This is a genomic window from Ponticaulis koreensis DSM 19734 (assembly GCF_000420665.1).
GTDB classification, from domain to species: domain Bacteria; phylum Pseudomonadota; class Alphaproteobacteria; order Caulobacterales; family Hyphomonadaceae; genus Ponticaulis; species Ponticaulis koreensis.
The window spans coordinates 2,322,655-2,348,061 of record NZ_ATVJ01000001.1; the positions used below are offsets into that span (position 1 = coordinate 2,322,655).

19 protein-coding genes are annotated in these 25,407 nt (G+C 53.8%); 15 read left to right on the forward strand and 4 right to left on the reverse strand.

Annotation, left to right across the window (positions count from 1 at the left end; translation table 11 throughout):
- Positions 1-2: 2 nt before the first annotated feature.
- Complete coding sequence (locus G523_RS19110) at positions 3-1,211, reverse strand: efflux RND transporter periplasmic adaptor subunit (RefSeq protein WP_022695259.1); 1,209 nt, start codon at positions 1,209-1,211, stop codon at positions 3-5.
- Between the two features lie 112 nt (positions 1,212-1,323).
- Between G523_RS19110 and G523_RS0111720 the strand changes: the two genes are divergently transcribed.
- Positions 1,324-1,923 carry a TetR/AcrR family transcriptional regulator gene (locus tag G523_RS0111720; protein WP_022695260.1) on the forward strand — a complete coding sequence of 200 codons (600 nt, stop codon included), beginning with the start codon at positions 1,324-1,326 and terminating at the stop codon, positions 1,921-1,923.
- A gap of 58 nt (positions 1,924-1,981) precedes the next feature.
- Here the strand turns inward: G523_RS0111720 and cysN are convergent, their stop codons facing one another.
- The 3 genes from cysN to G523_RS0111735 form a co-directional block, all read right to left on the reverse strand.
- Positions 1,982-3,886: a sulfate adenylyltransferase subunit CysN gene (cysN, locus tag G523_RS0111725; protein ID WP_022695261.1), complete on the reverse strand. Its 1,905-nt coding sequence runs from the start codon at positions 3,884-3,886 to the stop codon at positions 1,982-1,984.
- A gap of 1 nt (position 3,887) precedes the next feature.
- A complete protein-coding gene (cysD, locus tag G523_RS0111730) occupies positions 3,888-4,748 on the reverse strand; it encodes a sulfate adenylyltransferase subunit CysD (RefSeq protein ID WP_233347297.1) in 861 nt (286 codons plus the stop codon).
- 250 nt (positions 4,749-4,998) lie between these two features.
- Positions 4,999-7,242, reverse strand: coding sequence for a mannose-1-phosphate guanylyltransferase/mannose-6-phosphate isomerase (locus tag G523_RS0111735; RefSeq protein WP_022695263.1), 2,244 nt, complete (start codon positions 7,240-7,242; stop codon positions 4,999-5,001).
- Between the two features lie 261 nt (positions 7,243-7,503).
- Here G523_RS0111735 and secE point away from each other — a divergent pair, with 261 nt between their 5' ends.
- The 14 genes from secE to G523_RS0111810 form a co-directional block, all read left to right on the forward strand.
- Positions 7,504-7,713, forward strand: a complete 210-nt coding sequence (gene secE, locus G523_RS0111745) for a preprotein translocase subunit SecE (RefSeq protein WP_022695265.1) — start codon at positions 7,504-7,506, stop codon at positions 7,711-7,713.
- Positions 7,714-7,726: 13 nt separating this feature from the next.
- On the forward strand, positions 7,727-8,284 hold the full coding sequence (nusG, locus tag G523_RS0111750; protein WP_022695266.1) for a transcription termination/antitermination protein NusG: 558 nt from the start codon (positions 7,727-7,729) through the stop codon (positions 8,282-8,284).
- Between the two features lie 282 nt (positions 8,285-8,566).
- Entirely contained in the window at positions 8,567-8,935 is a 369-nt protein-coding gene (locus G523_RS0111755) for a DUF7878 domain-containing protein (protein WP_022695267.1), read from the forward strand.
- Positions 8,936-9,209: 274 nt separating this feature from the next.
- Positions 9,210-9,848 carry a hypothetical protein gene (locus G523_RS0111760; protein ID WP_022695268.1) on the forward strand — a complete coding sequence of 213 codons (639 nt, stop codon included), beginning with the start codon at positions 9,210-9,212 and terminating at the stop codon, positions 9,846-9,848.
- 681 nt (positions 9,849-10,529) lie between these two features.
- A complete protein-coding gene (gene rplK, locus G523_RS0111765) occupies positions 10,530-10,958 on the forward strand; it encodes a 50S ribosomal protein L11 (protein ID WP_022695269.1) in 429 nt (142 codons plus the stop codon).
- A 20-nt stretch (positions 10,959-10,978) separates the two neighbouring features.
- Positions 10,979-11,662: a 50S ribosomal protein L1 gene (gene rplA, locus G523_RS0111770; protein ID WP_051134842.1), complete on the forward strand. Its 684-nt coding sequence runs from the start codon at positions 10,979-10,981 to the stop codon at positions 11,660-11,662.
- Between the two features lie 398 nt (positions 11,663-12,060).
- On the forward strand, positions 12,061-12,576 hold the full coding sequence (rplJ, locus tag G523_RS0111775) for a 50S ribosomal protein L10 (RefSeq protein WP_022695271.1): 516 nt from the start codon (positions 12,061-12,063) through the stop codon (positions 12,574-12,576).
- A 59-nt stretch (positions 12,577-12,635) separates the two neighbouring features.
- Positions 12,636-13,010 (forward strand): 50S ribosomal protein L7/L12, encoded by a 375-nt coding sequence (gene rplL / locus G523_RS0111780; RefSeq protein WP_022695272.1) that lies wholly within the window; start codon positions 12,636-12,638, stop codon positions 13,008-13,010.
- 164 nt (positions 13,011-13,174) lie between these two features.
- Positions 13,175-17,269 (forward strand): DNA-directed RNA polymerase subunit beta, encoded by a 4,095-nt coding sequence (gene rpoB / locus G523_RS0111785; protein ID WP_022695273.1) that lies wholly within the window; start codon positions 13,175-13,177, stop codon positions 17,267-17,269.
- 90 nt (positions 17,270-17,359) lie between these two features.
- Positions 17,360-21,553: a DNA-directed RNA polymerase subunit beta' gene (gene rpoC / locus G523_RS0111790; protein WP_022695274.1), complete on the forward strand. Its 4,194-nt coding sequence runs from the start codon at positions 17,360-17,362 to the stop codon at positions 21,551-21,553.
- 344 nt (positions 21,554-21,897) lie between these two features.
- On the forward strand, positions 21,898-22,269 hold the full coding sequence (gene rpsL / locus G523_RS0111795) for a 30S ribosomal protein S12 (RefSeq protein ID WP_022695275.1): 372 nt from the start codon (positions 21,898-21,900) through the stop codon (positions 22,267-22,269).
- Positions 22,270-22,281: 12 nt separating this feature from the next.
- A complete protein-coding gene (rpsG, locus tag G523_RS0111800; protein ID WP_022695276.1) occupies positions 22,282-22,752 on the forward strand; it encodes a 30S ribosomal protein S7 in 471 nt (156 codons plus the stop codon).
- Between the two features lie 36 nt (positions 22,753-22,788).
- A complete protein-coding gene (fusA, locus tag G523_RS0111805; protein ID WP_022695277.1) occupies positions 22,789-24,909 on the forward strand; it encodes an elongation factor G in 2,121 nt (706 codons plus the stop codon).
- A 41-nt stretch (positions 24,910-24,950) separates the two neighbouring features.
- Positions 24,951-25,407: GTP-binding protein (locus G523_RS0111810; protein ID WP_022695278.1), on the forward strand; the 457-nt coding region annotated here is incomplete at its 3' end.

A 25,407-nucleotide genomic window follows, 5' to 3' on the forward strand; every position in this document is an offset into this window, starting at 1 on the left:
CTCTACTGCGCGCCGGCAGATTGTGCGGTTGGGTCGCCATTGCGCGAAGTGATGCGAACTGGTGCGCCTGAGCGAACGGATTGGAGGCCGCTGACAATCAACTGGTCACCATCTTCGAGCCCTTCGGTAACGATCCAGTTGGATCCCTGTGATTCCAGAATGGAAACGGTGCGGGACTGAGCTGTGTTGTTCTCGTCAACTACGTAGACATAGCCGTCGCCTCGTGGCGTGCGCTGTAATGCGCGCTGCGGAATCACAAAGACGCGCTCATAGGAGCCGGCTGAGAAGCTGGCAGTAACAAACATGCCCGGAAGAAGCAGACCGTTAGGGTTCGGAACGACTGCACGAACAATTACGGTTCCTGCGGCCTCATCGACATTCACTTCACTGAAGCCGAGTTGCCCGGTTTCTGGGAATTCGGACCCGTTTTCGAGGTGGATTGTCACCGGTACATTCGAGTCCTGAATGCTTGAGATTGAACCTGATGCCACATCCTGCTTCCAACGAAGGAGTTCTGAGCTTGCTGTGGTCAGATCGACATAAATTGGATCAAGCTGGAGAACACGAGCTAAAGATGTGCTCTGATTTGCGGTTACCAGCGCGCCTTGCGTCACGTTAGAGCGACCAATCTGACCGCTGATCGGGCTGCGAACCGTCGTGCGGTCCAGATCGATCTCCGCGCGTGCAAGAGCTGCCTCGCGGATGCCGATATCTGCTTCGGCACGCTCCATGTCTGCGACAGCGTTGTCGTAGTCCTGACGGCTGACGGCATTGATCTCTGCGAGGTGCTCAAAGCGTTCAGCTGTTTCGCGAGCGGCTGCTGCGCTTGCGCGGGCGCCTCTCAGCGCGGCCTGAGCGCTTCGGACTTCCGCGCGGTATTCAGCCGGGTCAATCTGGTAAAGAGCTTCGCCCTCTTCGACAGCCTGGCCCTCGGTGAAAAGGCGTCGTTGGATAAGGCCCGTAACCTGCGGTCGGATTTCGGCCTCGGCGAAAGCTCGCGCGCGGCCTGTCAGCTCCCGTACACTTTGTACTTCTTCAGACTGGAGGTCGATCACGCCAACGGCCACGGCCATTTGTTGTGAAGCGCCCGCGCTTTGCGCGGGTCCGGAGTCGTGGCCACCACCGCAAGCGGCAAGGAAGAGCGCAGTGGAGGCGAGGGCGATGCCAACTTTGAGTTGGCTACGCTTCGTAGCGGAGGCGTTCGATTGCATACTTCAGCGACTTTCCGACTTACCCGTTGAGTTTTAGAATGATCGTTCTAATATTGTCCAGCCTATCCCAGCGTCAAGGGAATTTCCACAAGATCACAGAAAGTTTCGTGTAGTGAACTACAATAATACGGTTTCGCGCAAATCGCTAAGGCAGAATCAGATTCTGGACGCTGCCGCACATTGTTTCGTCGAAAAGGGATTTCATGGGGCGGGAATGGCAGAAGTCGCGAAGCGATCAGGCATGAGTACAGGGCATATCTATCATTATTTTGCGAACAAACAGGCCATTATTCTGGCAATCGTAGAACGTGAAGGTGATGAGGCAATGGTTCGCATCGGGCAACTGGAACAGCTGCCGAAAGATTCGTTTAAGGACCACCTAATCGAGCATATGGTTGGCGCAATCACCCGGAAGATTTCCCCGTTCCAGACGAGCCTTGATGCTGAAATTGTCGCAGAAGGGCATCGGAACGACGAGGTGCGCAAACGAATGCGCGATAATGATGAGCGCATACGGTCGAAACTTTGCGAGGTTCTGGGACCGAAGTTGCAGGTGAAAAAACTGGAACAGCTGGTTGATTCGCTGATGACGATATTGCTCGGGATTACCAGTCGTTACTCGCGGAACCCCGAAAGAGTAACAGCGATCACCGAGACACTGCTACGGACGGCGCTGGAATCTTTGATTGAAGAGTTTTCAGAAGCCGCATAGCGACAATAAAAAAGCCCGGCGATCAAGCCGGGCTTTTCTTAAGGGCACAGGCGCTACTCTAACCGAGCATGCCGCGTTCTTTCATCCAGTCGACGATAATTTCAGCCGCTTCATCAGCGCTTACTTTCGTTGTGTCGATTTCGATCTCCGGCTCTGTTGGCGGCTCGTAAGGGCTATCAATACCAGTGAAGTTCTTGATCTTGCCTTCGCGTGCACGCTTGTAGAGGCCTTTCACGTCGCGCTGCTCAGCTACGTTGAGTGGCGTGTTGACGAACACTTCTACGAACTCGCCATCTTCCACCATGTTGCGGGCCATGCGGCGCTCGGAACGGAATGGAGAGATGAAGGAAACAAGTGTGATCAGACCGGCGTCGACCATCAGCTTCGATACTTCGGAGACACGGCGGATGTTTTCCACGCGGTCAGCGTCCGTAAAGCCAAGGTCACGGTTGAGGCCGTGACGCACGTTGTCACCATCGAGCAGGTAAGTGTGACGGTCAATCGAGTAGAGGCGCTTCTGAAGCGCATTCGCGATGGTCGACTTACCGGAGCCGGACAGACCGGTAAACCAGAGTACGGTCGGCTTCTGGTTTTTCTGAGCCGAGTGCGCTTCCTTGTTCACATCGACAGATTGCCAGTGGATGTTGCCTGCGCGACGAAGCGCAAAGTCAATCATGCCCATGCCAACGGTGTTGTTGTTCAGGCGGTCGATCAGAATGAACCCACCAGTTTCGCGGATTTCATTATAAGGGTCGAACGGAATTGCCTGATCGAGCGACAGGGTACAAACGCCGACTTCATTGAGCGACAGATCACGGGCAGGGCGGTCCTGCAGATCTGACATCTCAATGCGGTACTTGGTTTCGTTGACCTGCGCTGTGACCGTCTTGGAGCCGATCTTCATCAGGTAACGACGGCCCGGAAGCATTTTGTCGTCGGCCATCCAAAAGATGCGCGCCTGGAACTGGTCAGCAACCTGCGCCGGAGACTCAGCGGTACAGATCAGGTCGCCGCGTGAGGTGTCGACTTCGTCTGCGAAACAGACAGTGACAGACTCGCCTGCCATCGCTTCCTGAACGTCCTCATCGCCGGACAGAATACGCGTAACTGTTGTTTCCTTCGCAGAAGGAAGTGTCTTCACGCGATCACCAACTTTGACCGTACCGGACGGAATCTGACCGGAGAAGCCACGGAAGTCGAGGTTCGGGCGGTTCACATACTGTACCGGCAGACGGAATGGCGCGTTGAGGCGGTCATCGTCGACAGGAACAGTCTCAAGATATTCCATCAGGGACGGACCATCATACCAAGGTGTCTTGTCGGACTTGGTTGTGATGTTTGTGCCTTCCAGCGCAGACATCGGAATCGCCTGGATTTCGATACCGGTTGCCAGTTCTTCGGCAAACTCGATGAAATCGCTCTCAATGTCGTCGAAGACGGACTGCTCGTAGTTCTGCAGGTCCATCTTGTTGATGGCGAGAACCAGTTTGCGAATGCCGAGTGATGACGCGATGAAGGCGTGACGGCGTGTCTGCTCAAGAACACCGCGGCGGGCGTCAATCAGCAGGATAGCGAGGTCAGCCGTAGATGCGCCTGTCGCCATGTTCCGTGTGTACTGAACGTGACCCGGCGTGTCTGCGACGATGAACTTACGCTTGTCAGTCGAGAAGAAGCGGTACGCAACGTCGATCGTAATGCCTTGCTCGCGTTCAGCTGTGAGGCCGTCTACGAGAAGCGCGAAGTCGATGTTCTCGCCTTGTGTACCAACGCGTTTGGAATCGGACTCAAGAGCGTCCAGCTGATCTTCGAAGATCATCTTGGAATCGTAGAGCATACGACCGATCAGAGTCGATTTGCCGTCGTCTACAGAGCCACACGTGATGAAACGCAGAAGCGACTTGTTTTCGTGCGCTTCGAGGTAACCGCGAATGTCGGTTTCGAGGAGTGAATTCTGGTCGGACATCTTAGAAGTATCCTTCTTGTTTTTTCTTCTCCATCGAACCGGACTGGTCGCGGTCGATTACACGGCCCTGACGTTCGGACGACTTGGTCAGGAGCATTTCCTGAATGATTTCTTCCAAAGTGTCGGCTTCACTCTCGACAGCGCCCGTCAGCGGGTAGCAGCCGAGCGTACGGAAGCGAACGGACTTTTCGACTGCTGTCTTGCGGAGCTCTTCAGGAACACGGTCATCATCAACCATGATCTGCGTACCTTCCCACTCAACAACTGGGCGTTTCGCGGAATAATACAGCGGTACAATGTCGATGTTCTCGCGGCGGATATACTGCCAGATATCAAGCTCGGTCCAGTTCGAAAGCGGGAACACGCGGATGCTCTCACCCTGGCGAATGCGGGTGTTATAGAGGTTCCAGAGTTCCGGACGCTGGTTTTTTGGATCCCAGCGGTGCTCAGCTGTACGGAAAGAACAGATACGTTCTTTCGCACGAGATTTCTCTTCATCGCGTCGTGCCCCACCGAATGCGATGTCGAATTTGTACTTGTCGAGTGCTTGCTTCAGAGCTGCGGTCTTCATCACGTCCGTGTGCAGAGCTGAGCCGTGTGTGAAGGGACCAATGCCTGCATCAATGCCTTCCTGGTTGCTGTGAACCAGAAGCTCTAGGCCGGTTTCTGTCGCACGACGGTCGCGGAACTCGATCATTTCCTTGAACTTCCAAGTCGTATCGACGTGAAGCAGAGGAAATGGAGGTTTGCTCGGATAGAATGCCTTCATGGCAAGGTGCAGCATCACCGCGCTATCCTTGCCGACGGAATAAAGCATCACCGGACGTTCAGCGTCGGCGACAACCTCGCGCATAATGTGCATGCTCTCCGCTTCGAGGCGGTCTAAGTGGGTTAAGTTTTTCAAAGTGCCCCCCATGGCGTACGCGTACTCATAAATTCAGTCTCTATCGGTCAGTTTTCGTAGGGACAAGTTTCCACTAACGAAAATAATTAGTTTGTGAGGTATGTCTGTCGTCTGTTCACCACTTGCACAGTGCGTGCGCGACTGCATTCAGTTTAGCGAAAGACTATTGTCAGCTTTCCTCTAGATTAGGTCATTCCTTGGTGTGTTGTCAGAGCATCGGCTCCAGACACCCGAGAATGTGGTAGAATGAACTCGCTGGCGCGCGGTCGAGCAGGTTCTGCCCGTCTACGCTCAGCTGGTCTTTCCAATAGCCAGGCATTTCACCGTCGAATGTCATATAGTCGTCTGCAAGACGTTCAAACATGTGAAGGGCCAGATCGGTGCCCTCAGTGGTGTTATGCTGCAGCTTGAGCCGGATGTATTCCGTCTGCGGCCACAGCCGGCTGGTTGGTGCGTCCATCAACTTACCGTTCGGCATGACGTGATCGACCACAAGACCGGTGAGTGGGTTGATGCCGTAAGCGTCAGAGAAGGCTTCCATCGTCGCGGCCTCCTCAACGGCGTCGCCAGTCAGCGACTCATACAGCCTCAGAAGGTAGGTCCACTCGATCAGGTGACCAGGCTCGACAGCGCGTGAGAGCTCTGGTGCTGTAGACGGCAGCATGGAGAGATCGTTCTGGAAATACTCGCGTAACAGACCGCCGACACAGAAGTGCGTCCGGAACAGTCCAACAATCTCTTTAGCCATGTCAGCCATGAGATCGTGATTATGCAGTTTCATCCACGCCATGGCTGCTTCCAGCAAGTGCATGTGCGGGTTGGCGCGTCGCAGGGCATCACCTTCCGGCAGGGCCTCTTTGAAGCCGTTCACCGGATGTCGGAGTCTGGCGAACAGGAACTCCATCGTCTCAGTGGCGACTTTTAGCAGGTCTTTGTCGCCGGTCGCTTTATAGGCCCATGCGAGGCTCATCAGAACGAAGGCGTGGTCATAGCAGTCAGCCTGATCGTCGATAAAGTGTCCGCTCGGGGAAAGAATGTGCCCGAAGCCTCCGTCATCACGGCGACCGTGGCGCAGCATGAAGTCGAGCGGCACTTTGATCGCTTCTTCGGCAGGCTGATAGCCGAGCATGGCTGCGTGTGAAAACACATAGGTCTGACGCGCCTGAACGCGAAGCCGCTTCGGCATGTCTTTGAGAGGTTCGCCGGAGAAGTTTACCGCCTCGAATGCGCCGCCATTCTCCAGATCCAGACCGTTCTCGATCCAGAATGGCAGGGCCTTTCCAAACAGCCAGCTGCGAGCGCGTGACTTTTGTTGTGAGACATAAGCCGTGCTTCCCGGGCCATGGTGATCGGCTACCGCATGCCCCTGATCTTTGAGGTGCTTATGGACGGCTTTCACCTTCTGAACCTGATCCTTCGGGCAGATCAGCATGGCGTCGACTGTATCGACAATAATCATGTTCTCAAGGCCGACGGCTGCGATCAGCTTGTCATGTGCGCGGATCAGGCTGTTGGCCGTGTCGATCGCGACGACGTCACCTTCAAGAACGTTGCCGTTAGCGTCCGATGGCGCAATTTCGTGCGCTGCCGACCAGCTGCCCACATCATTCCATCCAAAATCAGCAGGTAGAACGCTGGCCTTTTCGGTGTGCTCCATGACCGCGAAATCGATGGAGTTTTTCGGAATGGCTTCGAACGTTTGTGGATCAAACGAAATGCGCGGTAGTCCGGCTGCATCTACGGCGACATCGGCTTCTGAGAACGCCTCGGCCGCTTTGCGGGAAATGATCTCATCAAACCGTTCGAGTTCGGACAGGAATACATCCGGCGTGAAGGCAAACATGCCCGAGTTCCAGAGATAGTCGCCGCTCTCCAGATATTGCTTTGCCGTGTCTTCGTCTGGCTTTTCTACAAATCGTGCGACCGGATAGGAGGCCAGATCAGGCAGCTTGTCAGACGCGCGATTAATGTAACCGAAGCCGGTCTCAGGCGCATTCGGCGTGATGCCGATTGTGGAGATGTAACCGGCGAGGGCGGCTTCACCTGCCGAATCAAGCGCCTGATGGAAGCCCGGAATGTCTGAAATATGGTGATCCGCAGGAAGCAGCAGAACGACATATTGTTCGTCTGGATTTTCTTGCTGGATTTTACGTGCCCAGTGCGCTGCAATGGCTGCCGCTGCTGCTGTGTCGCGTCCCATCGGCTCAGCAATAACGGCAGAAAGCTCGGCGCCTTCATCTTCCATCTGGTGTTCGATCTCGGTCGCGTAGCTCTGACCGCAAATCAGCACCGGAGATATACAGTTCTCCTGCGCCTGCAGTCGCAGCACCGTATTCGCCAGCAGCGATTTCTCACCAACCAGGCTCTGGAGCTGTTTTGGTGCATAGGTGCGTGAAGTCGGCCATAGGCGCGTACCGGAGCCGCCGCACAGAATGGTCGGTATAATTTTCATTGAAGTCGTCCCCTAACTCAACATTGACGCTTCTTGCCATTGCTGCATTCGTTTTAACAGCCCTGATTGATATTGTTTTATGACTTTTTGTGTCTGCCTGCATTTCATTCAGAAAACCACCACTTATCTGACAAAATGGACGCTAGCTTACGCAAGGGGAAACAGCGCAAGCGCGCGCAAATAAATTCCCTGCCAGACGTAGACGAAAAGATGAAACTGGGTTAGGCAGCATGCTTATCCCAAAAACGAGAAACTGAACTAATGTCGGAAAAGAAACCGCGCACAGGTCCGCTTACCTTCTTAAAGCAGGTTCGTGCAGAAGGTAACAAAGTCACCTGGACCACTCGTCAGGAAACAATCGCAGCGACGATCATGGTTCTGGTCATGGTCGTAATCGCAGCGACATTTCTCTTTTTCGTAGATGTGATCTGGGGATTCCTTATCCCGATGATCACTGGCGCATCTAGCTAAGGAAGGCCCTGGCATGAGCCAGAAAGACGTAACAAAGCCTCGCTGGTACATTGTGCACGCATACTCGAACTTCGAGAAGAAGGTCGCCGCGTCCATTCTTGAGCAGGCGCGCATGAACGGTCACGATCACCTGATCGAGCAGATGGAAGTTCCGACTGAAGAAGTCGTTGAAGTGGTTCGTGGCCGCAAGCGCACGCGTGAGCAGCGCTACTTCCCGGGCTATGTTCTGATGAAGGCCGTCCTCACTGACGACATCTACCACATGGTAAAGAACACGCCGAAGGTTACCGGCTTCCTCGGTGCTGACGGTGGTAAAAAGCCGCTTCCGGTTTCCGAACGTGAAGTTCAGCGAATCCTTGGCGACGCAGAGGATGCTGCAGAGCGTCCACGTCCAACGATCAGCTTCGAAGTTGGCGAGCAGGTGCGTGTGAACGATGGCCCGTTCCAGTCCTTCGAAGGGTCTGTCGAGGAAGTCGACGAAGAAAATGGCCGCCTGAAAGTGATGGTATCCATCTTCGGTCGTGCGACACCTGTCGATCTGGAATACGGTCAGGTCGACAAAGTCAGCTAGGCTGGCAGACAATCCTGTTTTGAAGAACCCGGCCATCGCGCCGGGTTTTTTGTTTGGTGGATTACGTGTGCCGACTTGGATTCGCCCGCAAGCTTCAGGCGCGCATTATGCGCGGTCGGTGGCAGTCATTACGCATCTCCGGCGTTCATTTGTCTGGTGCATTCGCTACGCTTAATGCACCCTACCGCCGAACGGAGTTCCGCTAACTAAAGGGCAAACGGCAATTAAAATTCTCGTTGGAAATGACGGAGTGGTGTTCAATGCCATGCCTTGGAGAATTAAATGAATATAAAATACATACTTAGTCAAATACCTAGCGAAAAATCGGAAATATCAATATACTATCAACTGGTAGGCAATGTATATTTTTATGAAGGAAGCGCAGTCATTCGGTTAAGCGACGTCCTCGTTGCTGAGTTCGCTTTCTTTATTGAGGAGTGGGTTTCGACGCCGGAGGGAAGCGATTTTGTATATTTCGCAAGCGATTACGACGAAGGTCCGGTCTTTTCAATTCTTAGAGAAAACGGAGAGTACAAGCTAATTGACCATTTGAATGATACTTTTATTTTTGTTCAATCAGTGCGGCCCGCACTGCGTGACTTTTTGCATCAGTTTGAGCGTTCAAAACGCCTTATTTTAAGCGCAAAGTAAAGGCAATCTGATGCTGCGCACCGGGTAGAGAGTATTCTGCGCAGCAATGCGCAGGCAAACGGCGCATATGGTTTCAGGTTTCTGGGGCTATCTCATTGTCATCCCGGCCGCAGCGAAGCGAAGAGCCGGGACCCAGAACATCCATCCGGTAACAGCTGGGTCCCGGATATGTTTTTCGTCAAAACGTCAAAACATTCCGGGATGACAAAACGCCCGGCGACTAAAGACGCAAAAACTAATCCAACCCTACCACACGCAACCCTAAACTTGGCGCATGAACCCCGCGCCATCATCTGTTCCTGATTACACCTCGCTGACCATTGGTCAGTTGATCGGGTTGAGCCTTGCGCGGCTTTATGCCTGGTGCATGCGGCTTCAGGTTTCCGGCGATGTATGCGCGCCGCATGACCTCGCGCGAATGGTGATTTCGACCGACGCTATGGTGCATTCTTATGTGCGCATGCTGGCCTCGAACCAGCTGGAGCGGGCCGGTTTCACTTACGCAGCAAGTGCGATGCGTACGCCCGTCTGGCAACGGACTGATAGTTTTGTTTGCTCTCGCGCACCTTCGGTACGCATAGAGCGCGCTCAGGGCTGTCTTGTACGCTCTCGTGAAACAGAGACTCACATAGACCCAGCTGAAGGCTGTGAGCTCATATCATTGGCCGAGCTGTCTGATCGGCTGCAGACGACAATCGAAATCTTTGAACGCGCCGAAACACTGGCAAGTCATCTGGCTCGTTTTATCGTCTGCGTGCTGGCTTATCTTGAGCCTGCGGAACGCATATTCCGTGCGTTCTATGAGCCGACGGAACCATCATTTCCGTCTTGTCGTGATGTTACGACTCTACGAGAGCCATGGCCGCCGCCAGATCGTATTCCGGAGCGCCAGTGCGCATTCGCGAACCAGTAAATCTGAAACTCCATTTATTGGTGGGAACCACAAGCGACCGCGCTGGGTTCGGAGGATATGGAATTAATCCAGTGAATTAATTCCCCGACGAACGGTGCGAAAGCGTAAGCTGACACAGCACCGAGCAATCAAAAGCAAAAACGCGGCAGGGCACCCTTGCGGCGATACTGGTGTATGTTTTTTTATTTGCTCGCCTTCGTGGTTCGCCATTGGCTCACCCCGGCTGCGCCTTCGCGTTGCTCGTAGTGTTTCGCTCATTCCCGCGAAGGCGGGAAACTGGCCCAGCCATGTCGCACCAGAACCCTGCCTGCGCAGGGATGAGCGAAAATCCCTCAACACCGCAGATGCCCACGAAGGTGGGTATCCCGGCTTAGATTGATCAACTCAAAACGTAGCCAGATTTAAGCATGGGTTCCCGTCTTCACGGGAACCTGCGGACATATGGTTTGATTGCTGGTGAGCTCACAGACCGCGACTGCGGTCCGGGCGCTAGCACGCCCGCCGGAGACGCTGCGCGTCGTGAGGCATAAAGAAACTTCGCTTGCGTCTATACCAGCCTTCATGTATACGCGCGGCTTCGTGTGGGAGGTGGCCCGTAAGTCCATGGGTTGAACCCGACCACGCACCCGTAGCAGTGGCGAGCTGAAATACGCAGACCACACCTAATCATGTGAGGGATACATGGCTAAGAAACTTCTGGGGCAGCTCAAGCTCCAAATTCCGGCTGGTGCGGCTGCACCGTCTCCGCCGGTCGGTCCTGCGCTCGGTCAGCGCGGCATCAACATCATGGAATTCTGTAAAGCGTTCAACGCTAAAACAGCCAGCATGGAAAAAGGCCTGCCGATTCCAGTCGTCATCGACTATTATCAGGACAAGTCTTTTACTTTTGTCACAAAAACTCCGCCTGCATCAGTGCTGCTGCTCAAAGCTGCAAGCCTGAAAAAAGGCGCGAACAAGCCTGGTCACGAAACAGCTGGTACGGTCACAATGGCGCAATGCCGTGAGATCGCTGAAGCTAAAATGGCTGACCTCAACGCAAACGACCTGGACGCTGCTTCGCTTATCATTGCGGGCTCTGCACGTTCTATGGGTCTGCAGGTTACGGAGTAAGACTGATGGCTGGTAAACGTATGGCTGCAGCTCTTCAGACTGTAGATCGCAGCGCACTTTATAGTGTTGGCGACGCTGTTGAGCTCGTAAAATCTAACGCTAAAGCAAAGTTCGACGAGACAATCGATATCTCTGTGAACCTCGGCGTTGACCCGAAATATGCTGACCAGATGGTCCGCGGTGTATGTAACTTGCCATCTGGCACGGGCCGTACAGTTCGCGTTGCTGTTTTTGCGCGTGACGCGAAAGCTGACGAAGCACGTGAAGCTGGCGCTGAGATCGTCGGTGCTGAAGACCTGATGGAAAAAGTTCAGGGTGGTTTCATGGACTTTGACCGTGTGATCGCGACACCTGACATGATGGCGATCGTCGGTCGTCTCGGTAAGGTTCTCGGCCCGCGTGGTCTGATGCCTAACCCTAAAGTTGGTACAGTTACGCCGAACGTGGCGCAGGCTGTTAAAGACTCTATGGGCGGTGCTGTTGAGTTCCGCGTCGAGAAGGCTGGTATTGTCCACGCTGGTATCGGTAAAGCGAGCTTCTCTAACGACGACCTTGAGAAAAACGTCAATGCGTTCGTCTCTGCGCTTCTGAAGGCTAAGCCGTCAGGTGCTAAAGGTACGTTCGTGAAGAAGATCACGCTGTCTTCTTCTATGGGCCCTGGTGTCCACCTTAACGTGAACGAGACAATCGCTTCAGTTTCATAAGCTCTGGCGATAATCACAAGAATTCAGGCGCGAGTGTAAAGCTCGCGCCTTTTTCGTATCCGGCCTGATTTGGTTGTGTGGGCGCCGACAATCTGACGGTGTATGAAAAAATCTTGAATCTGGGCCTTGCGACTCATTGGTAAAGACGATATGGAACCCGGCTCTGGTCGGATTGCGTCTGCTTTCCGGGCAGAAAACCTGTCCGAGACCATAGGTTAGCCTAGGCTATGAAATATCCTATGCAGACGGGGTGAGGTGAGACTGAGGCTTGGGGGCGATGTCTGCAAGTTCTTGTTTAATCCATAACCCTGGGCAGGCGCCGGATGAAGGTGCGCCTTCTGACGGCAGACACCAGGGTGTGCGGATCAACTGTACGCCTGACTTTTTGGAGAACCGTAATGGATAAAACCGGAAAGAAGGCGGCGCTCAAGGAACTCGAAACTGTTTTCGAGGAATCTGGAGCAGTCGTCGTCACACACTATTCTGGTCTTAGCGTTGCGGAGATGACCGGGCTTCGCACGAAACTTCGCGAGAAGGGTGCGACGCTCAAAGTGATCAAAAACCGTATTGCCAAAATTGCTCTTAAGGGCAAAGGCGGCGACGCGGCGGCTGATCTCTTTCAGGGGCCTGTAGCTATTGCGTTTGCTGAAGATCCATCTTCAGCGGCGAAAGTTACGTCCGAGTTTGCAAAAGACAACGAAAAGCTGAAGCTCATCGGCGCCATCATGGACGAAGAAGTGATGGACGAAACTGGCATCAAGATGCTCGCATCTATGCCATCTCGCGAAGAGCTTATTGCTACTGTTGTTGCTCGCCTTCTCGGCCAGGCTACCGAAATCGTATCGCGTGTTAACGCACCGGGTCAGCAGCTTGCTGGCGCGATTGATGCGATCCGGGAGCAAGCTAGCTCTTAAGGTCTGAACACAACGTAAGATCCAGAAATCTAACCTCACTTAGAGAAAGACAAACTAAAATGGCTGATATTGCTAAACTCGGTGATGAGCTTCTCGCACTCACCATTCTCGAAGCTAAAGAGCTCAACGACTACCTCGAAGAGCGTGGCATCAAAGCTGCTGCAGCTGTAGCTGTAGCTGGTCCTGCTGCGGGCGCTGACGCTGCTCCAGCTGAAGAAAAAACTGAGTTCGACGTAATCCTCGTCGACGGCGGTGCTAAGAAAATCAACGTGATTAAAGTAGTCCGCGAAGTTGTTTCTGGTCTCGGCCTGAAAGAAGCTAAGGAGCTCGTTGAAGGTGCTCCTAAGCCGATCAAAGAAGGCGCTACGAAAGAAGAAGCTGAAGAGATCAAGAAAAAGTTCGAAGAAGCTGGCGCGAAAGTGGAAATCAAGTAACGCTGCTGCTTTCGAGCAACCAAATTGTGGACGTGTTCTGCGCGGAGCGTCCATTGTAAAGTATCACGCGGCGGATCCTCTTTGGGTCCGCCGCGACCGCGCTTCTAGCGAACGCCGCCTGGTTCCCTTATTTGGGGAGCGGGGGCCCTGGATCAGGAACGAAGATGGCTCTGTCCCTTACGGAAAAAAAGCGAATTCGCAAATCCTTCGGTCGGCTTCCTGCCGTTGTCGACATGCCGAACCTCATTGAGGTTCAACGTGCATCATATGAAAACTTCCTTCAGATGGGCGTTGAGCAGCGATCCCCGGATGAGGGGCTTGGTGCGGTCTTTAAATCGGTCTTCCCGATCAAAGATTTCGCCGAACGTTCGGTTCTGGAATACGTATCTTTTGAGTTCGAGCCGCCAAAGTTCGACGTTGAGGAATGCCAGCAGCGCGACCTGACTTACGCAGCGCCGCTCAAGGTAAAGCTCCGTCTCATCGTTTTCGATATCGATGAAGAAACGCAGGCTAAATCTGTTCGCGACATTAAAGAACAAGACGTCTATCTCGGCGATATTCCGCTGATGACGGAAAAGGGTACGTTCATTGTGAACGGTACAGAGCGCGTAATCGTGTCTCAGATGCACCGTTCTCCGGGCGTATTCTTCGACCACGACAAAGGTAAGACGCATTCTTCAGGCAAGCTCCTGTTCGCTGCGCGTATCATTCCATACCGTGGTTCATGGCTCGACTTCGAGTTCGACGCTAAAGACATTCTGAACGTTCGTATCGACCGTAAGCGTAAGCTTCCGGCGACAACGCTTCTCTACGCACTCGGCCTCGACTCCGAAGAAGTGCTCGAGACGTTCTACACCAACTCCATCTACCGCATTAACAAGAACGGCTGGACGACTGCGTTCAAGCCTGAAGCTTGGCGCGGTACGAAGCCTGATCATGACCTCGTCAACGCTGAGACGGGTGAAGTTGAAGCGCCGGCTGGCAAGAAGCTTTCTGCTGTCAAAGCACGCAAGCTCTCTGAAGGCGGCCTCAATGACATTCTGATCCCGAGCGTCGCGCTTGAGGGCAAGTTCGTGGCTTACGACGTAGTGAACCCTGAAACAGGAGAGATCTACATTGAAGCAGGCGACGAGCTGACAGAAGAAAACATCGCCGAGCTGCGTGACGCGGGCGTTGAAGAGCTTTCTATTCTCGACATCGACAACGGTTCTCGTGGTTCATGGCTGCGCAATACGCTTGCGGCTGACAAGAACGAGACACGCTTCGAAGCTCTGTCTGACATTTACCGCGTTATGCGTCCGGGCGAACCGCCAACGCAGGAAGCGGCTGAAGGTCTCTTCCAGCAGCTCTTCTTCGACGCAGAACGTTATGACCTGTCTGCGGTTGGCCGTGTTAAAATGAACATGCGTCTGGACCTCGATTGTTCAGACGAAATCCGCATCCTCCGCAAGGAAGACATCGTTGCCGTTATGACAACGATCCTCGACCTGAAAGACGGTAAGGGCGAAGTCGACGACATCGATAACCTCGGTAACCGTCGTGTCCGTTCCGTTGGCGAGCTGATGGAAAACCAGTACCGCGTTGGTCTCGTTCGTATGGAACGTGCGATCAAGGAGCGTATGTCTTCTGTTGATGTGGATACGGTCATGCCGCACGACCTCATCAACGCGAAGCCGGTTGTTGCTGCGATCCGTGAGTTCTTCGGCTCTTCCCAGCTGTCTCAGTTCATGGACCAGACAAACCCGCTGTCCGAGATTACGCACAAGCGTCGTCTCTCTGCGCTCGGCCCTGGTGGTCTGACGCGTGAGCGTGCGGGCTTCGAAGTTCGCGACGTTCACCCGACACACTATGGTCGTATGTGTCCGATTGAGACGCCAGAGGGACCAAACATTGGTCTGATCAACTCTCTCGCGACGCACGCCCGCATCAACAAGTACGGCTTCATTGAGAGCCCGTACCGCAAAGTTGAAAACGGCAAGCTGACCGACGAAGTACGTTACCTTTCTGCGATGGAAGAGCAGCGCTACTCTATCGCTCAGGCGAACGCGACTGTTGACGCTGACGGCATGCTCTCAAACGAGTTTGTGAACGCGCGTGTGGGTTCTGCACGTGACGCGATGCTTGTTCCGCGTGAAGAAGTCGACTTCATTGACGTCTCTCCGAAGCAGGTTGTGTCTGTTGCCGCATCTCTGATCCCGTTCCTTGAGAACGATGACGCGAACCGCGCGCTCATGGGATCAAACATGCAACGTCAGGCCGTTCCGCTTGTTAAAACGGAAGCGCCGCTTGTTGGTACGGGTATGGAATCTGTGGTGGCACGTGACTCACGCGCCGCTCTGGTTGCCCGTCGTTCCGGTGTGATCGAACAGGTTGATGCGGAACGTATCGTTGTTCGTGCAACGGACGATCTCGACAAATACCGTTCTGGCGTCGACATTTACCGTCTCGTGAAGTTCCGCCGTTCTAACCAAAACTCGTGCATCAACCAGCGCCCGATCGTTAAAGTGGGTGACGTTGTTGCTAAAGGCGACATTATTGCTGACGGTCCGTCTACAGACCTTGGTGAGCTGGCTCTCGGCCGTAACGTCCGCGTGGCGTTCATGCCGTGGAACGGCTACAACTATGAGGACTCCATCCTTATCTCCGAGCGTATTGTTCGTGACGACGTCTTTACTTCGATCCACATCGAGGAATTCGAAATCGCAGCTCGCGATACGAAGCTCGGTCCGGAAGAAATCACCCGTGACATCCCGAACGTCGGTGAGGAGGCGCTCCGCAACCTCGACGAGTCCGGTATCGTCGCAGTTGGTGCCGAAGTTAAAGCTGGCGACATTCTCGTTGGTAAGGTCACACCAAAGGGCGAAAGCCCGATGACACCGGAAGAAAAGCTTCTGCGTGCTATCTTTGGTGAGAAAGCTTCCGACGTTCGTGATACGTCTCTGCGTGTGCCTCCGGGCGATGCTGGTACGGTTGTTGAAGTTCGTATTTTCAACCGTCACGGTGTCGACAAAGACCAGCGTGCGATCCAGATTGAACGTGAGCAGATCGAGAAGCTCGAAGAAGACCGTCAGGACGAACAGAATATTCTGGAACGCAACGCGTTCGGTCGTCTGGCTGACCTTCTGCTTGGTAAGTCTGCGATTGCTGGCCCGAAAGGCTTCAAGAAGGGTGACGTGTCACTCGAAAACCTTGAGAGCGTTCCCAAGTCCCAGTGGTGGCAGATTCAGCTCGAAGACGAATCGGCTCAAGCTGAAGTCGACGCGCTTAAAGCATCATTCGAAGACTCAACTCGCGAACTTGAAGCTCGCTTCAATGACAAGGTTGAGAAAATCCAGCGCGGCGACGATCTGCCTCCTGGCGTGATGAAGGTCGTTAAAGTCTTCCTCGCTGTGAAGCGTAAGCTTCAGCCGGGTGACAAAATGGCTGGTCGTCACGGCAACAAAGGTGTGATCTCCAAGATCAACCCGCTGGAAGACATGCCGTTCACTGAAGATGGCGTTCCTGTGGACATCGTCCTGAACCCTCTGGGCGTTCCGTCCCGTATGAACGTTGGTCAGATTCTTGAGACGCACCTTGGTTGGGCGTGTGCAGGTCTTGGCCGCATGATCGAGAACAGCCTTGAAGTTTATCGACGCAATCATGACGTAGCGAAGCTGCGTGATTCCATCGAGAAAGCTTATGGCGGCGGTGTTGAAGTACCGGAAAACGACGCTGAGGTTATCGAGCTTGCTCAAAACCTCTGTAACGGTGTTCCGATCGCGACACCTGTCTTCGACGGTGCTCACCAGGACGATATCTCCGAGATGCTGGTTCGCGCCGGCCTCGACAGTTCTGGTCAGGTGACACTGTATGACGGTCGCACTGGCGAGCCGTTTGCCCGCAAGGTTACGGTTGGCTACAAGCACCTTCTCAAACTCCACCACCTTGTGGATGAGAAGATTCACGCTCGTTCGACTGGTCCATACTCGCTCGTTACGCAGCAGCCACTGGGCGGTAAAGCTCAGTTCGGTGGTCAGCGCTTCGGTGAGATGGAGGTCTGGGCCCTTGAAGCGTACGGCGCTGCCTACACGCTACAAGAGATGCTTACCGTCAAATCGGATGACACGGCTGGTCGTGCTAAGGTCTACGAATCAATCGTCCGCGGCGAGGACAACTTTGAAGCCGGTATTCCGGAAAGCTTCAACGTACTCGTCAAGGAGATGCGTTCACTTGGCCTTAACATCGAGATGATCGATGGTGCAGTCGACGACGAAGAGTAGTGGGTAACCGCGTTTTTCAGCCTGTTTGATTTTTTAGAGAGACTGTTTCCCCAGATCCAGTCTCTCAACTACCGCTAGGGAGCGGCCTATATGAGCCAGGAAGTTACTAACCTGTACAACCCGAACGCACCGGCCCCGTCTTTCGAGGCCCTGCGTATCTCTATCGCGAGCCCGGAGAAGATCCGTTCATGGTCACATGGCGAGATCAAGAAGCCGGAAACAATCAACTACCGTACGTTCAAGCCGGAAAAAGACGGTCTGTTCTGTGCACGTATCTTTGGTCCTCAGAAGGACTATGAGTGTACTTGCGGTAAGTATAAGCGCATCAAATATCGCGGCATTACCTGCGAGAAGTGCGGCGTTGAAGTTACACTTGCGCGCGTTCGTCGCGAGCGCATGGGCCACATCGAACTTGCAGCTCCGGTTGCGCACATCTGGTTCCTGAAATCACTTCCGTCCCGTATCGCGCTCCTGCTCGACATGACGCTGAAAGACGTAGAGCGCGTGCTCTACTTCGAAAGCTATGTTGTTATCGAGCCGTCACTGACGCCGTTTGAACCAAAGCAGCTCCTCTCTGAAGAAGAGTATATGGATGCTTGCGACGAGTTCGGCGAAGACGCGTTCACAGCAAACATTGGCGCTGAGGCAATCTTTGAGCTGCTCAAAGACATCGATCTTGAAGCGACTGCGGACATGCTCCGTGACGACCTGAAAGAAGCGACCGGTGAGCTGAAGCCTAAGAAAATTGCGAAGCGCCTGAAAGTTATTGAAGCTTTCATGCACTCCGGTTGCCGTCCTGAGTGGATGATCATGACTGTCGTTCCGGTTATCCCGCCGGATCTGCGTCCACTGGTTCCGCTTGATGGTGGTCGATTTGCGACATCCGATCTCAACGACCTCTACCGTCGTGTGATCAACCGTAACAACCGTCTCAAGCGCCTGATGGAGCTTCGTGCACCGGACATCATCATCCGTAACGAGAAGCGTATGCTTCAGGAATCGGTAGACGCTCTGTTCGATAACGGTCGTCGCGGTCGCGTGATCACAGGTACGAACAAGCGTCCTCTGAAATCTCTTTCAGACATGCTGAAAGGTAAGCAGGGTCGTTTCCGTCAGAACCTTCTCGGTAAGCGCGTTGACTATTCCGGTCGTTCCGTAATCGTGACGGGTCCAACGCTGAAACTGCACCAGTGTGGTCTTCCTAAGAAGATGGCGCTCGAGCTGTTCAAGCCTTTCATCTATGCGCGTCTCGACGCAAAAGGTCTGGCTGGCACAGTCAAAGCTGCGAAGAAGCTGGTTGAGAAAGAAAAGCCGGAAGTCTGGGATATCCTCGAAGAGGTTATTCGCGAGCACCCGATCATGCTGAACCGGGCGCCAACGCTTCACCGACTTGGTATCCAGGCGTTTGAACCACGCCTCATCGAAGGTAAAGCGATCCAGCTTCACCCGCTCGTCTGTACTGCGTTCAACGCTGACTTTGACGGCGACCAGATGGCTGTTCACGTTCCGCTGTCGCTCGAAGCCCAGCTTGAAGCCCGCGTTCTGATGATGTCTACGAACAACATTCTGTCGCCTGCGAACGGTCGACCGATTATTGTTCCATCTCAGGATATGGTTCTTGGTCTCTACTACCTGACACAGGAGAAAGAGGGCGAACCGGGCGAGGGCATGTGCTTCTCCGATATGGGTGAACTTGAACATGCGCTTCACAGCAAGTCTGTGACGCTGCACGCAAAAGTAAAATGTGCTTTTGAGGTCGTAGACGAGAACGGCGACGTTTCGCGCAAAGTGTTCGACACAACTCCGGGCCGCTTCATGGTCGCAAGCTGTCTTCCAAAACAGCCGGATATGACGCCAGACGTCGTAAACGAGCTGATGGTTAAGAAGGCGATTGGTCGTATGATCGACCACGTCTATCGTAACTGTGGTCAGAAGGCGACGGTCATCTTCTGTGACCAGATCATGAGCCTCGGTTTCCGTGAAGCCGCTAAAGCCGGCATTTCCTTCGGTAAGGACGACATGGTCATCCCTGAAGCGAAGCATAAGCTGGTTGAAGCGACCCGTACGCAGGCTGCGGAATACGAGCGTCAGTATGCTGACGGTCTGATCACACGTGGCGAGAAGTACAACAAAGTCGTCGACGCATGGTCTACCTGTACGGACAAAGTGGCTGACGCCATGATGGAAGCTGCAGGCGAGCAGAAGATAGATCCGGAAACAGGTCGCGTACTCGAATCCAACTCAGTCTTCATGATGGCGCACTCCGGTGCCCGTGGTTCCAAGAACCAGATGAAGCAGCTGGCTGGTATGCGTGGACTGATGGCGAAGCCGTCGGGTGAGATTATCGAGACGCCGATTGTCTCGAACTTCAAGGAAGGTCTGACCGTCCTTGAGTACTTTAACTCTACCCATGGCGCGCGTAAGGGTCTTGCGGACACCGCTCTGAAAACGGCTAACTCTGGTTACCTCACACGTCGTCTCGTTGACGTTGCTCAGGACAGCATCATCACTGAAGATGATTGCGGTACCGACAAGGGCATCACGCTGCGCGCGGTTATGGATGGTGCGGAAGTTATTGTTCCACTCGAAGATCGTATTCTGGGTCGTACGACTGCAGAAGACGTGATGGAGCCGGGTACTGGCGAGCTGATCGTTCCTGCGAACACATATCTGGACGAGGCGCTCTCCAAGCGCATCGATTCAGCTGGCGTAGACAAAGTCTTCGTTCGCTCTGTTCTCACCTGTGAGACACGCAATGGCTGCTGTGCAAGCTGCTATGGCCGTGACCTTGCTCGTGGTGAGCGCGTGAACCAGGGCGAAGCAGTAGGTGTTATTGCTGCTCAGTCTATCGGTGAGCCGGGTACACAGCTGACAATGCGTACGTTCCACATTGGTGGTGCGGCTCAGGTCTCTGACCAGTCAGGTGTTGAAGCGGCTTACGACGGTAAGATTGTCTTCCGCGAAGCGGCGACAGTTGTACGCCATGATGGTCGCCTGATCGTTATCGGTCGTCACATGGAAGTCGACACAGTCGACGAAGATGGCCGCGTACGTCAGACGTTCAAAGCCGGTTACGGTACACAGCTCTTCGTGAAAGAAGGCGACATGGTTACTCGCGGCGACAAGCTCGCTGACTGGGACCCATTTGCTCAGCCGGTTATCACCGAAGTTGCAGGTGAAGTGAAACTCGAGGATGTCATCGACAACCTCACAGCACGTGAAGAAGTTGACGAAGCGACAGGCATTACGTCCCGCAGCATTGTCGATTTCCGTACGACTGCGAAAAACGCTGACCTGCGTCCGTCTGTCGTCATCGTAAACGAAGCTGGCGAGCCAGTTCAGCTTCCAAACGGCATGCCAGCTCGCTACCAGCTCTCTGCTGGCGCGATCCTGAATGTCGGCGAGGGTGACAAGGTTGGTCCGGGTGAAACACTTGCTCGTGTCATGACTGGTGGCGCGAAGACGAAAGACATCACCGGTGGTCTGCCGCGTGTTGCCGAGCTCTTCGAAGCACGTCGTCCGAAAGACCACGCGATCATCGCTGAAATCGATGGCCGTGTAGAATTTGGCCGTGACTATAAGAACAAGCGCCGTGTCCGTATCGTTCCTGAAGAGGAAGGTATGGAGCCATCAGAATACCTGATCCCGAAAGGCAAGCACCTTTCAATTCAGGAAGGCGATATGATCCGTCGTGGCGATTACCTCATGGACGGCAACCCTGCGCCACAAGATATTCTTACGGTTCTCGGTGTTGAAGCTCTGGCGGACTATCTGGTTGATGAGATCCAGAAAGTTTACCGTCTGCAGGGCGTTCCGATCAACGACAAGCACATTGAAGTCATCGTACGTCAGATGCTGCAGAAAGTTGAGATCTCGGATGGTGGCGAGACGTCTCTCCTGAAAGGTGAGACCGTTGAATTGCTCGACTTCGAAGACGCGAACGCAGCAGCTCGCAAGGCTGGTCGCAAAGAAGCTACAGGTTCACCGGTTCTGCTGGGTATTACGAAAGCGTCTCTCCAGACACGTTCGTTCATCTCTGCTGCATCGTTCCAGGAGACAACACGCGTCCTCACAGAAGCGTCTATCCAGGGCAAAGTCGATACGCTCGAAGGCCTCAAGGAGAACGTTATCGTGGGTCGCCTGATCCCGGCTGGTACAGGTGGTCAGCTGCGTCGCTACCGTCGCCTCGCAGGCGATCGCGATGTGAAGCTGAAAGCACAGCGCGAAGAAGCTGCTGCAGCGCTTGCAACACCAGCGCTTCCATCTCCGGAAGCTGCAGAATAATACAGAATCAGGCGGCTCTTCGGGGCCGCCTGTATTCCGCCACAGGTTCGGCGCACGGCGCATTGAACTGAACTGGCCCGAAGAATAAGGAATTCGGTACTCCCGGGGAGGAATCCGAACTCCGAAACCGCACAGAAGGGTTGACCTTCTCGGGTACAAAGACTATTAGCGCCGCTCGATGTGTAGGTTCGCTCAGGTGACAAACCGAGTGACCTCCCGCAAGGGTTAGGGGCCCAAGCCTCCCCAAGTCGTAGTTTTCCGAGGTGATCCGTATGGTATCTCCTCGGTTTTAGTTATGGAATTTGGGTGTTTTGGACCCAGACAAAGGATAGAAGAACAGGTCTATGCCGACGATTAACCAGTTGATCCGCAATCCACGGGCGCCTCGCCCGAAACGTAACAAAGTTCCGGCGCTGAAGGCGTGCCCGCAGCGCCGTGGCGTGTGTACCCGTGTGTACACAACAACGCCGAAGAAGCCGAACTCGGCGCTTCGTAAGGTTGCGAAGGTTCGTATGACGTCTGGCTACGAATCGATCTGTTACATTCCTGGTGAAGGCCACAACCTTCAGGAGCACTCTGTGGTCCTGATTCGTGGCGGTCGTGTACGCGACCTTCCGGGTGTCCGCTACCACGTGCTGCGCGGCGTTCTCGATACACAGGGCGTTAAAGACCGTAAGCAGCGTCGTTCGCATTATGGCGTGAAACGCCCGAAATAGGATTATACAGATATGTCTCGTCGTCACCGCGCTGAAAAACGTGAAGTTCTACCGGATCCAAAATTCGGAGATCTCGTACTGTCTAAATTCATGAACCAGATCATGATCGACGGTAAAAAATCCACAGCTGAACGTATCGTATACGGTGCGCTCGATATCGTTGAAGAGCGCCTCAAGCGCGATCCGATCGAGCTCTTCCACGATGCACTCGACAACGTTTCTCCGTCAGTAGAAGTACGTTCCCGCCGAGTTGGTGGTGCGACGTATCAGGTTCCTGTTGAAGTACGTGTTGAGCGCCGTCAGGCTCTTGCTATCCGCTGGATGGTGGCTGCTGCGCGTGCTCGTAACGAAAACACTATGCGCGAGCGTCTCGCTGGTGAGTTTCTTGACGCGGCGAATGGTCGTGGCAATGCGGTGAAGAAGCGTGAAGACACGCACCGTATGGCTGAAGCTAACCGCGCATTCTCACACTACCGCTGGTAATTCTCTATCTAACTTCGTAATTCGAGGCTCATTTCCATGGCACGCGATTATCCGCTCGAACGTTATCGCAACTTCGGCATCATGGCGCACATCGACGCTGGTAAAACTACCACAACCGAGCGCATTCTTTATTACACCGGTAAATCTCACAAAATTGGTGAGGTTCACGACGGTGCTGCGACCATGGACTGGATGGAGCAGGAGCAGGAACGCGGTATTACTATCACGTCTGCTGCGACGACCACTTTCTGGGAACGCACAGAAGACGGTAAAACACCTGAAACGGAAAAATTCCGTTTCAACATCATCGACACTCCAGGACACGTCGACTTCACAATTGAAGTCGAACGCTCTCTTGCTGTTCTCGACGGTGCGGTATGTGTTCTCGACGCGAACGCCGGCGTAGAGCCGCAGACAGAGACTGTCTGGCGTCAGGCTGACCGTTATAAAGTTCCGCGTATCGTTTACGTGAACAAGATGGATAAGCTCGGTGCTGACTTCTTCAACTGCGTGAAGATGATCAAAGAGCGCACAGGTGCCCAACCTATGCCAATCCAGATGCCAATCGGCGCTGAAAGCGAACTCGAAGGCATGATCGACCTGCTCACAATGCAGGAATGGGTCTGGCAGGGTGAAGACCTCGGTGCGAGCTGGGTCAAGAAAGACATCCGTGACGAACTGAAAGACAAAGCTGAAGAGCTGCGTAGCGAAATGATCGAGCTTGCTGTAGAGCAGGACGAAGAAGCTATGGAAGCTTACCTCGAAGGCGAAGAGCCATCTATCGAGACTCTTCGCAAGCTTATCCGTAAGGGTACGCTGGCTATGGACTTCGTTCCGGTTCTTTGCGGTTCTGCGTTTAAGAACAAAGGCGTTCAGCCTATGCTCAACGGCGTGATCGACTATCTTCCAAGCCCGCTTGATGTTCCTGCTTACAAAGGCTTCAAACCAGGCGACGAAGAAGAAATTCGTAACATTGAGCGCTCTGCTGATGACGGCCAGCCGTTTGCCGGCCTCGCGTTCAAAATTATGAACGACCCGTTCGTTGGTTCTCTGACATTCGTTCGTATTTATTCCGGTACGCTCACTAAAGGTGGTTCAGTCATGAACTCCACCAAGGGCAAGCAGGAACGCGTCGGTCGTATGATGATGATGCACTCCAACAACCGTGAAGAGATCGAAGAAGCATTTGCTGGCGACATTATCGCTCTTGCAGGCCTCAAAGATACGACAACTGGCGACACACTCTGTGACAAGTCTGGTCCGGTTGTTCTCGAGACGATGAACTTCCCTGATCCGGTTATCGAGATTGCGGTTGAGCCTAAGTCTAAAGCCGACCAGGAGAAAATGTCTGTTGGTCTGCAACGTCTCGCGGCTGAGGATCCATCTTTCCGCGTCGAAACAGACATCGAATCTGGTCAGACAATCATGAAGGGCATGGGTGAGCTTCACCTTGACGTTCTTGTTGACCGTCTGAAGCGTGAGTTCAAAGTTGAAGCTAATATCGGTGCACCGAAAGTTGCTTACCGCGAAGCTATCAGCCAGGCTGCTGAAATTGACTACACCCACAAGAAACAGTCTGGTGGTACAGGTCAGTTTGGTCGCGTGAAGATCATGTTCGAGCCAGGTGAGCCAGGTTCAGGCTTCGTCTTCGAATCCAAGATCGTCGGTGGTAACGTTCCTAAGGAATACATCCCAGGCGTTCAAAAAGGTATCGAAAGCGCGATGTCCAGTGGTCTCCTCGCTGGTTACCCAATGAGCGATCTCAAGGCGACGCTTCTCGACGGTGCATACCACGATGTCGACTCCAGCGTTCTTGCGTTTGAGATTGCCAGCCGTGCAGCGTTCCGTGAGCTGAAGTCTAAAGGCGCGCCACGCATTATGGAACCAGTGATGAAGGTTGAAGTATCTACGCCTGAAGAATACATGGGCGACATCATCGGTGACCTGAACTCCCGTCGCGGTCAGATTCAGGGTTCCGAACCACGTGGTAACATCACAGCGATTAACGCATTTGTCCCACTGGCGAACATGTTTGGTTACGTCGGTAACCTGCGTGGCATGTCTCAGGGCCGTGCGCAGTTCGTAATGATCTTCGACCACTATGAAGAAGTTCCTCGCGCTGAGAGCGAGAAAATTATTTCTCAGCTTGCCGGTTAATCCAGGCAGCAGCCAGACACACAGTTCAGGAGTAGGAAAACATGTCTAAGGCAAAGTTTGAGCGCAATAAGCCTCACGTAAACATTGGCACGATTGGTCACGTTGACCACGGCAAGACGACGCTTACAGCGGCGATCACTATGGTACTTGCGGAAGTAACAGGTGGCGCGAAGCGTTCATACGCTGACATTGACTCCGCGCCGGAAGAAAAAGCGCGTGGTATCACGATCAACACAGCGCACGTTGAGTATGAGACGGCTAACCGTCACTACGCACACGTCGACTGCCCGGGCCACGCTGACTATGTGAAGAACATGATCACGGGTGCGGCTCAGATGGACGGCGCGATCCTGGTTGTGAACGCAGCAGACGGTCCAATGCCACAGACACGTGAGCACATTCTGCTCGCACGTCAGGTTGGTGTACCAGCGCTTGTTGTCTTCATGAACAAAGTTGACCAGGTTGACGACGAAGAGCTTCTCGAGCTCGTAGAAATGG

What these genes read in the sequence shown, in the direction of transcription:
- rplL (WP_022695272.1), top strand. Translation starts at nt 12,636, where the DNA reads ATGGCTGATATTGCTAAACTCGGTGATGAGCTTCTCGCACTCACCATT.
- secE (WP_022695265.1), top strand. Translation starts at nt 7,504, where the DNA reads ATGTCGGAAAAGAAACCGCGCACAGGTCCGCTTACCTTCTTAAAGCAG.
- rpoB (WP_022695273.1), top strand. Translation starts at nt 13,175, where the DNA reads ATGGCTCTGTCCCTTACGGAAAAAAAGCGAATTCGCAAATCCTTCGGT.
- nusG (WP_022695266.1), top strand. Translation starts at nt 7,727, where the DNA reads ATGAGCCAGAAAGACGTAACAAAGCCTCGCTGGTACATTGTGCACGCA.
- cysD (WP_233347297.1), bottom strand. Translation starts at nt 4,748, where the DNA reads ATGCACATTATGCGCGAGGTTGTCGCCGACGCTGAACGTCCGGTGATG.
- G523_RS0111760 (WP_022695268.1), top strand. Translation starts at nt 9,210, where the DNA reads ATGAACCCCGCGCCATCATCTGTTCCTGATTACACCTCGCTGACCATT.
- G523_RS0111735 (WP_022695263.1), bottom strand. Translation starts at nt 7,242, where the DNA reads ATGAAAATTATACCGACCATTCTGTGCGGCGGCTCCGGTACGCGCCTA.
- rpsL (WP_022695275.1), top strand. Translation starts at nt 21,898, where the DNA reads ATGCCGACGATTAACCAGTTGATCCGCAATCCACGGGCGCCTCGCCCG.
- fusA (WP_022695277.1), top strand. Translation starts at nt 22,789, where the DNA reads ATGGCACGCGATTATCCGCTCGAACGTTATCGCAACTTCGGCATCATG.
- rplK (WP_022695269.1), top strand. Translation starts at nt 10,530, where the DNA reads ATGGCTAAGAAACTTCTGGGGCAGCTCAAGCTCCAAATTCCGGCTGGT.
- rplA (WP_051134842.1), top strand. Translation starts at nt 10,979, where the DNA reads ATGGCTGCAGCTCTTCAGACTGTAGATCGCAGCGCACTTTATAGTGTT.
- rplJ (WP_022695271.1), top strand. Translation starts at nt 12,061, where the DNA reads ATGGATAAAACCGGAAAGAAGGCGGCGCTCAAGGAACTCGAAACTGTT.
- cysN (WP_022695261.1), bottom strand. Translation starts at nt 3,886, where the DNA reads ATGTCCGACCAGAATTCACTCCTCGAAACCGACATTCGCGGTTACCTC.
- rpsG (WP_022695276.1), top strand. Translation starts at nt 22,282, where the DNA reads ATGTCTCGTCGTCACCGCGCTGAAAAACGTGAAGTTCTACCGGATCCA.
- G523_RS19110 (WP_022695259.1), bottom strand. Translation starts at nt 1,211, where the DNA reads ATGCAATCGAACGCCTCCGCTACGAAGCGTAGCCAACTCAAAGTTGGC.
- G523_RS0111755 (WP_022695267.1), top strand. Translation starts at nt 8,567, where the DNA reads ATGAATATAAAATACATACTTAGTCAAATACCTAGCGAAAAATCGGAA.
- rpoC (WP_022695274.1), top strand. Translation starts at nt 17,360, where the DNA reads ATGAGCCAGGAAGTTACTAACCTGTACAACCCGAACGCACCGGCCCCG.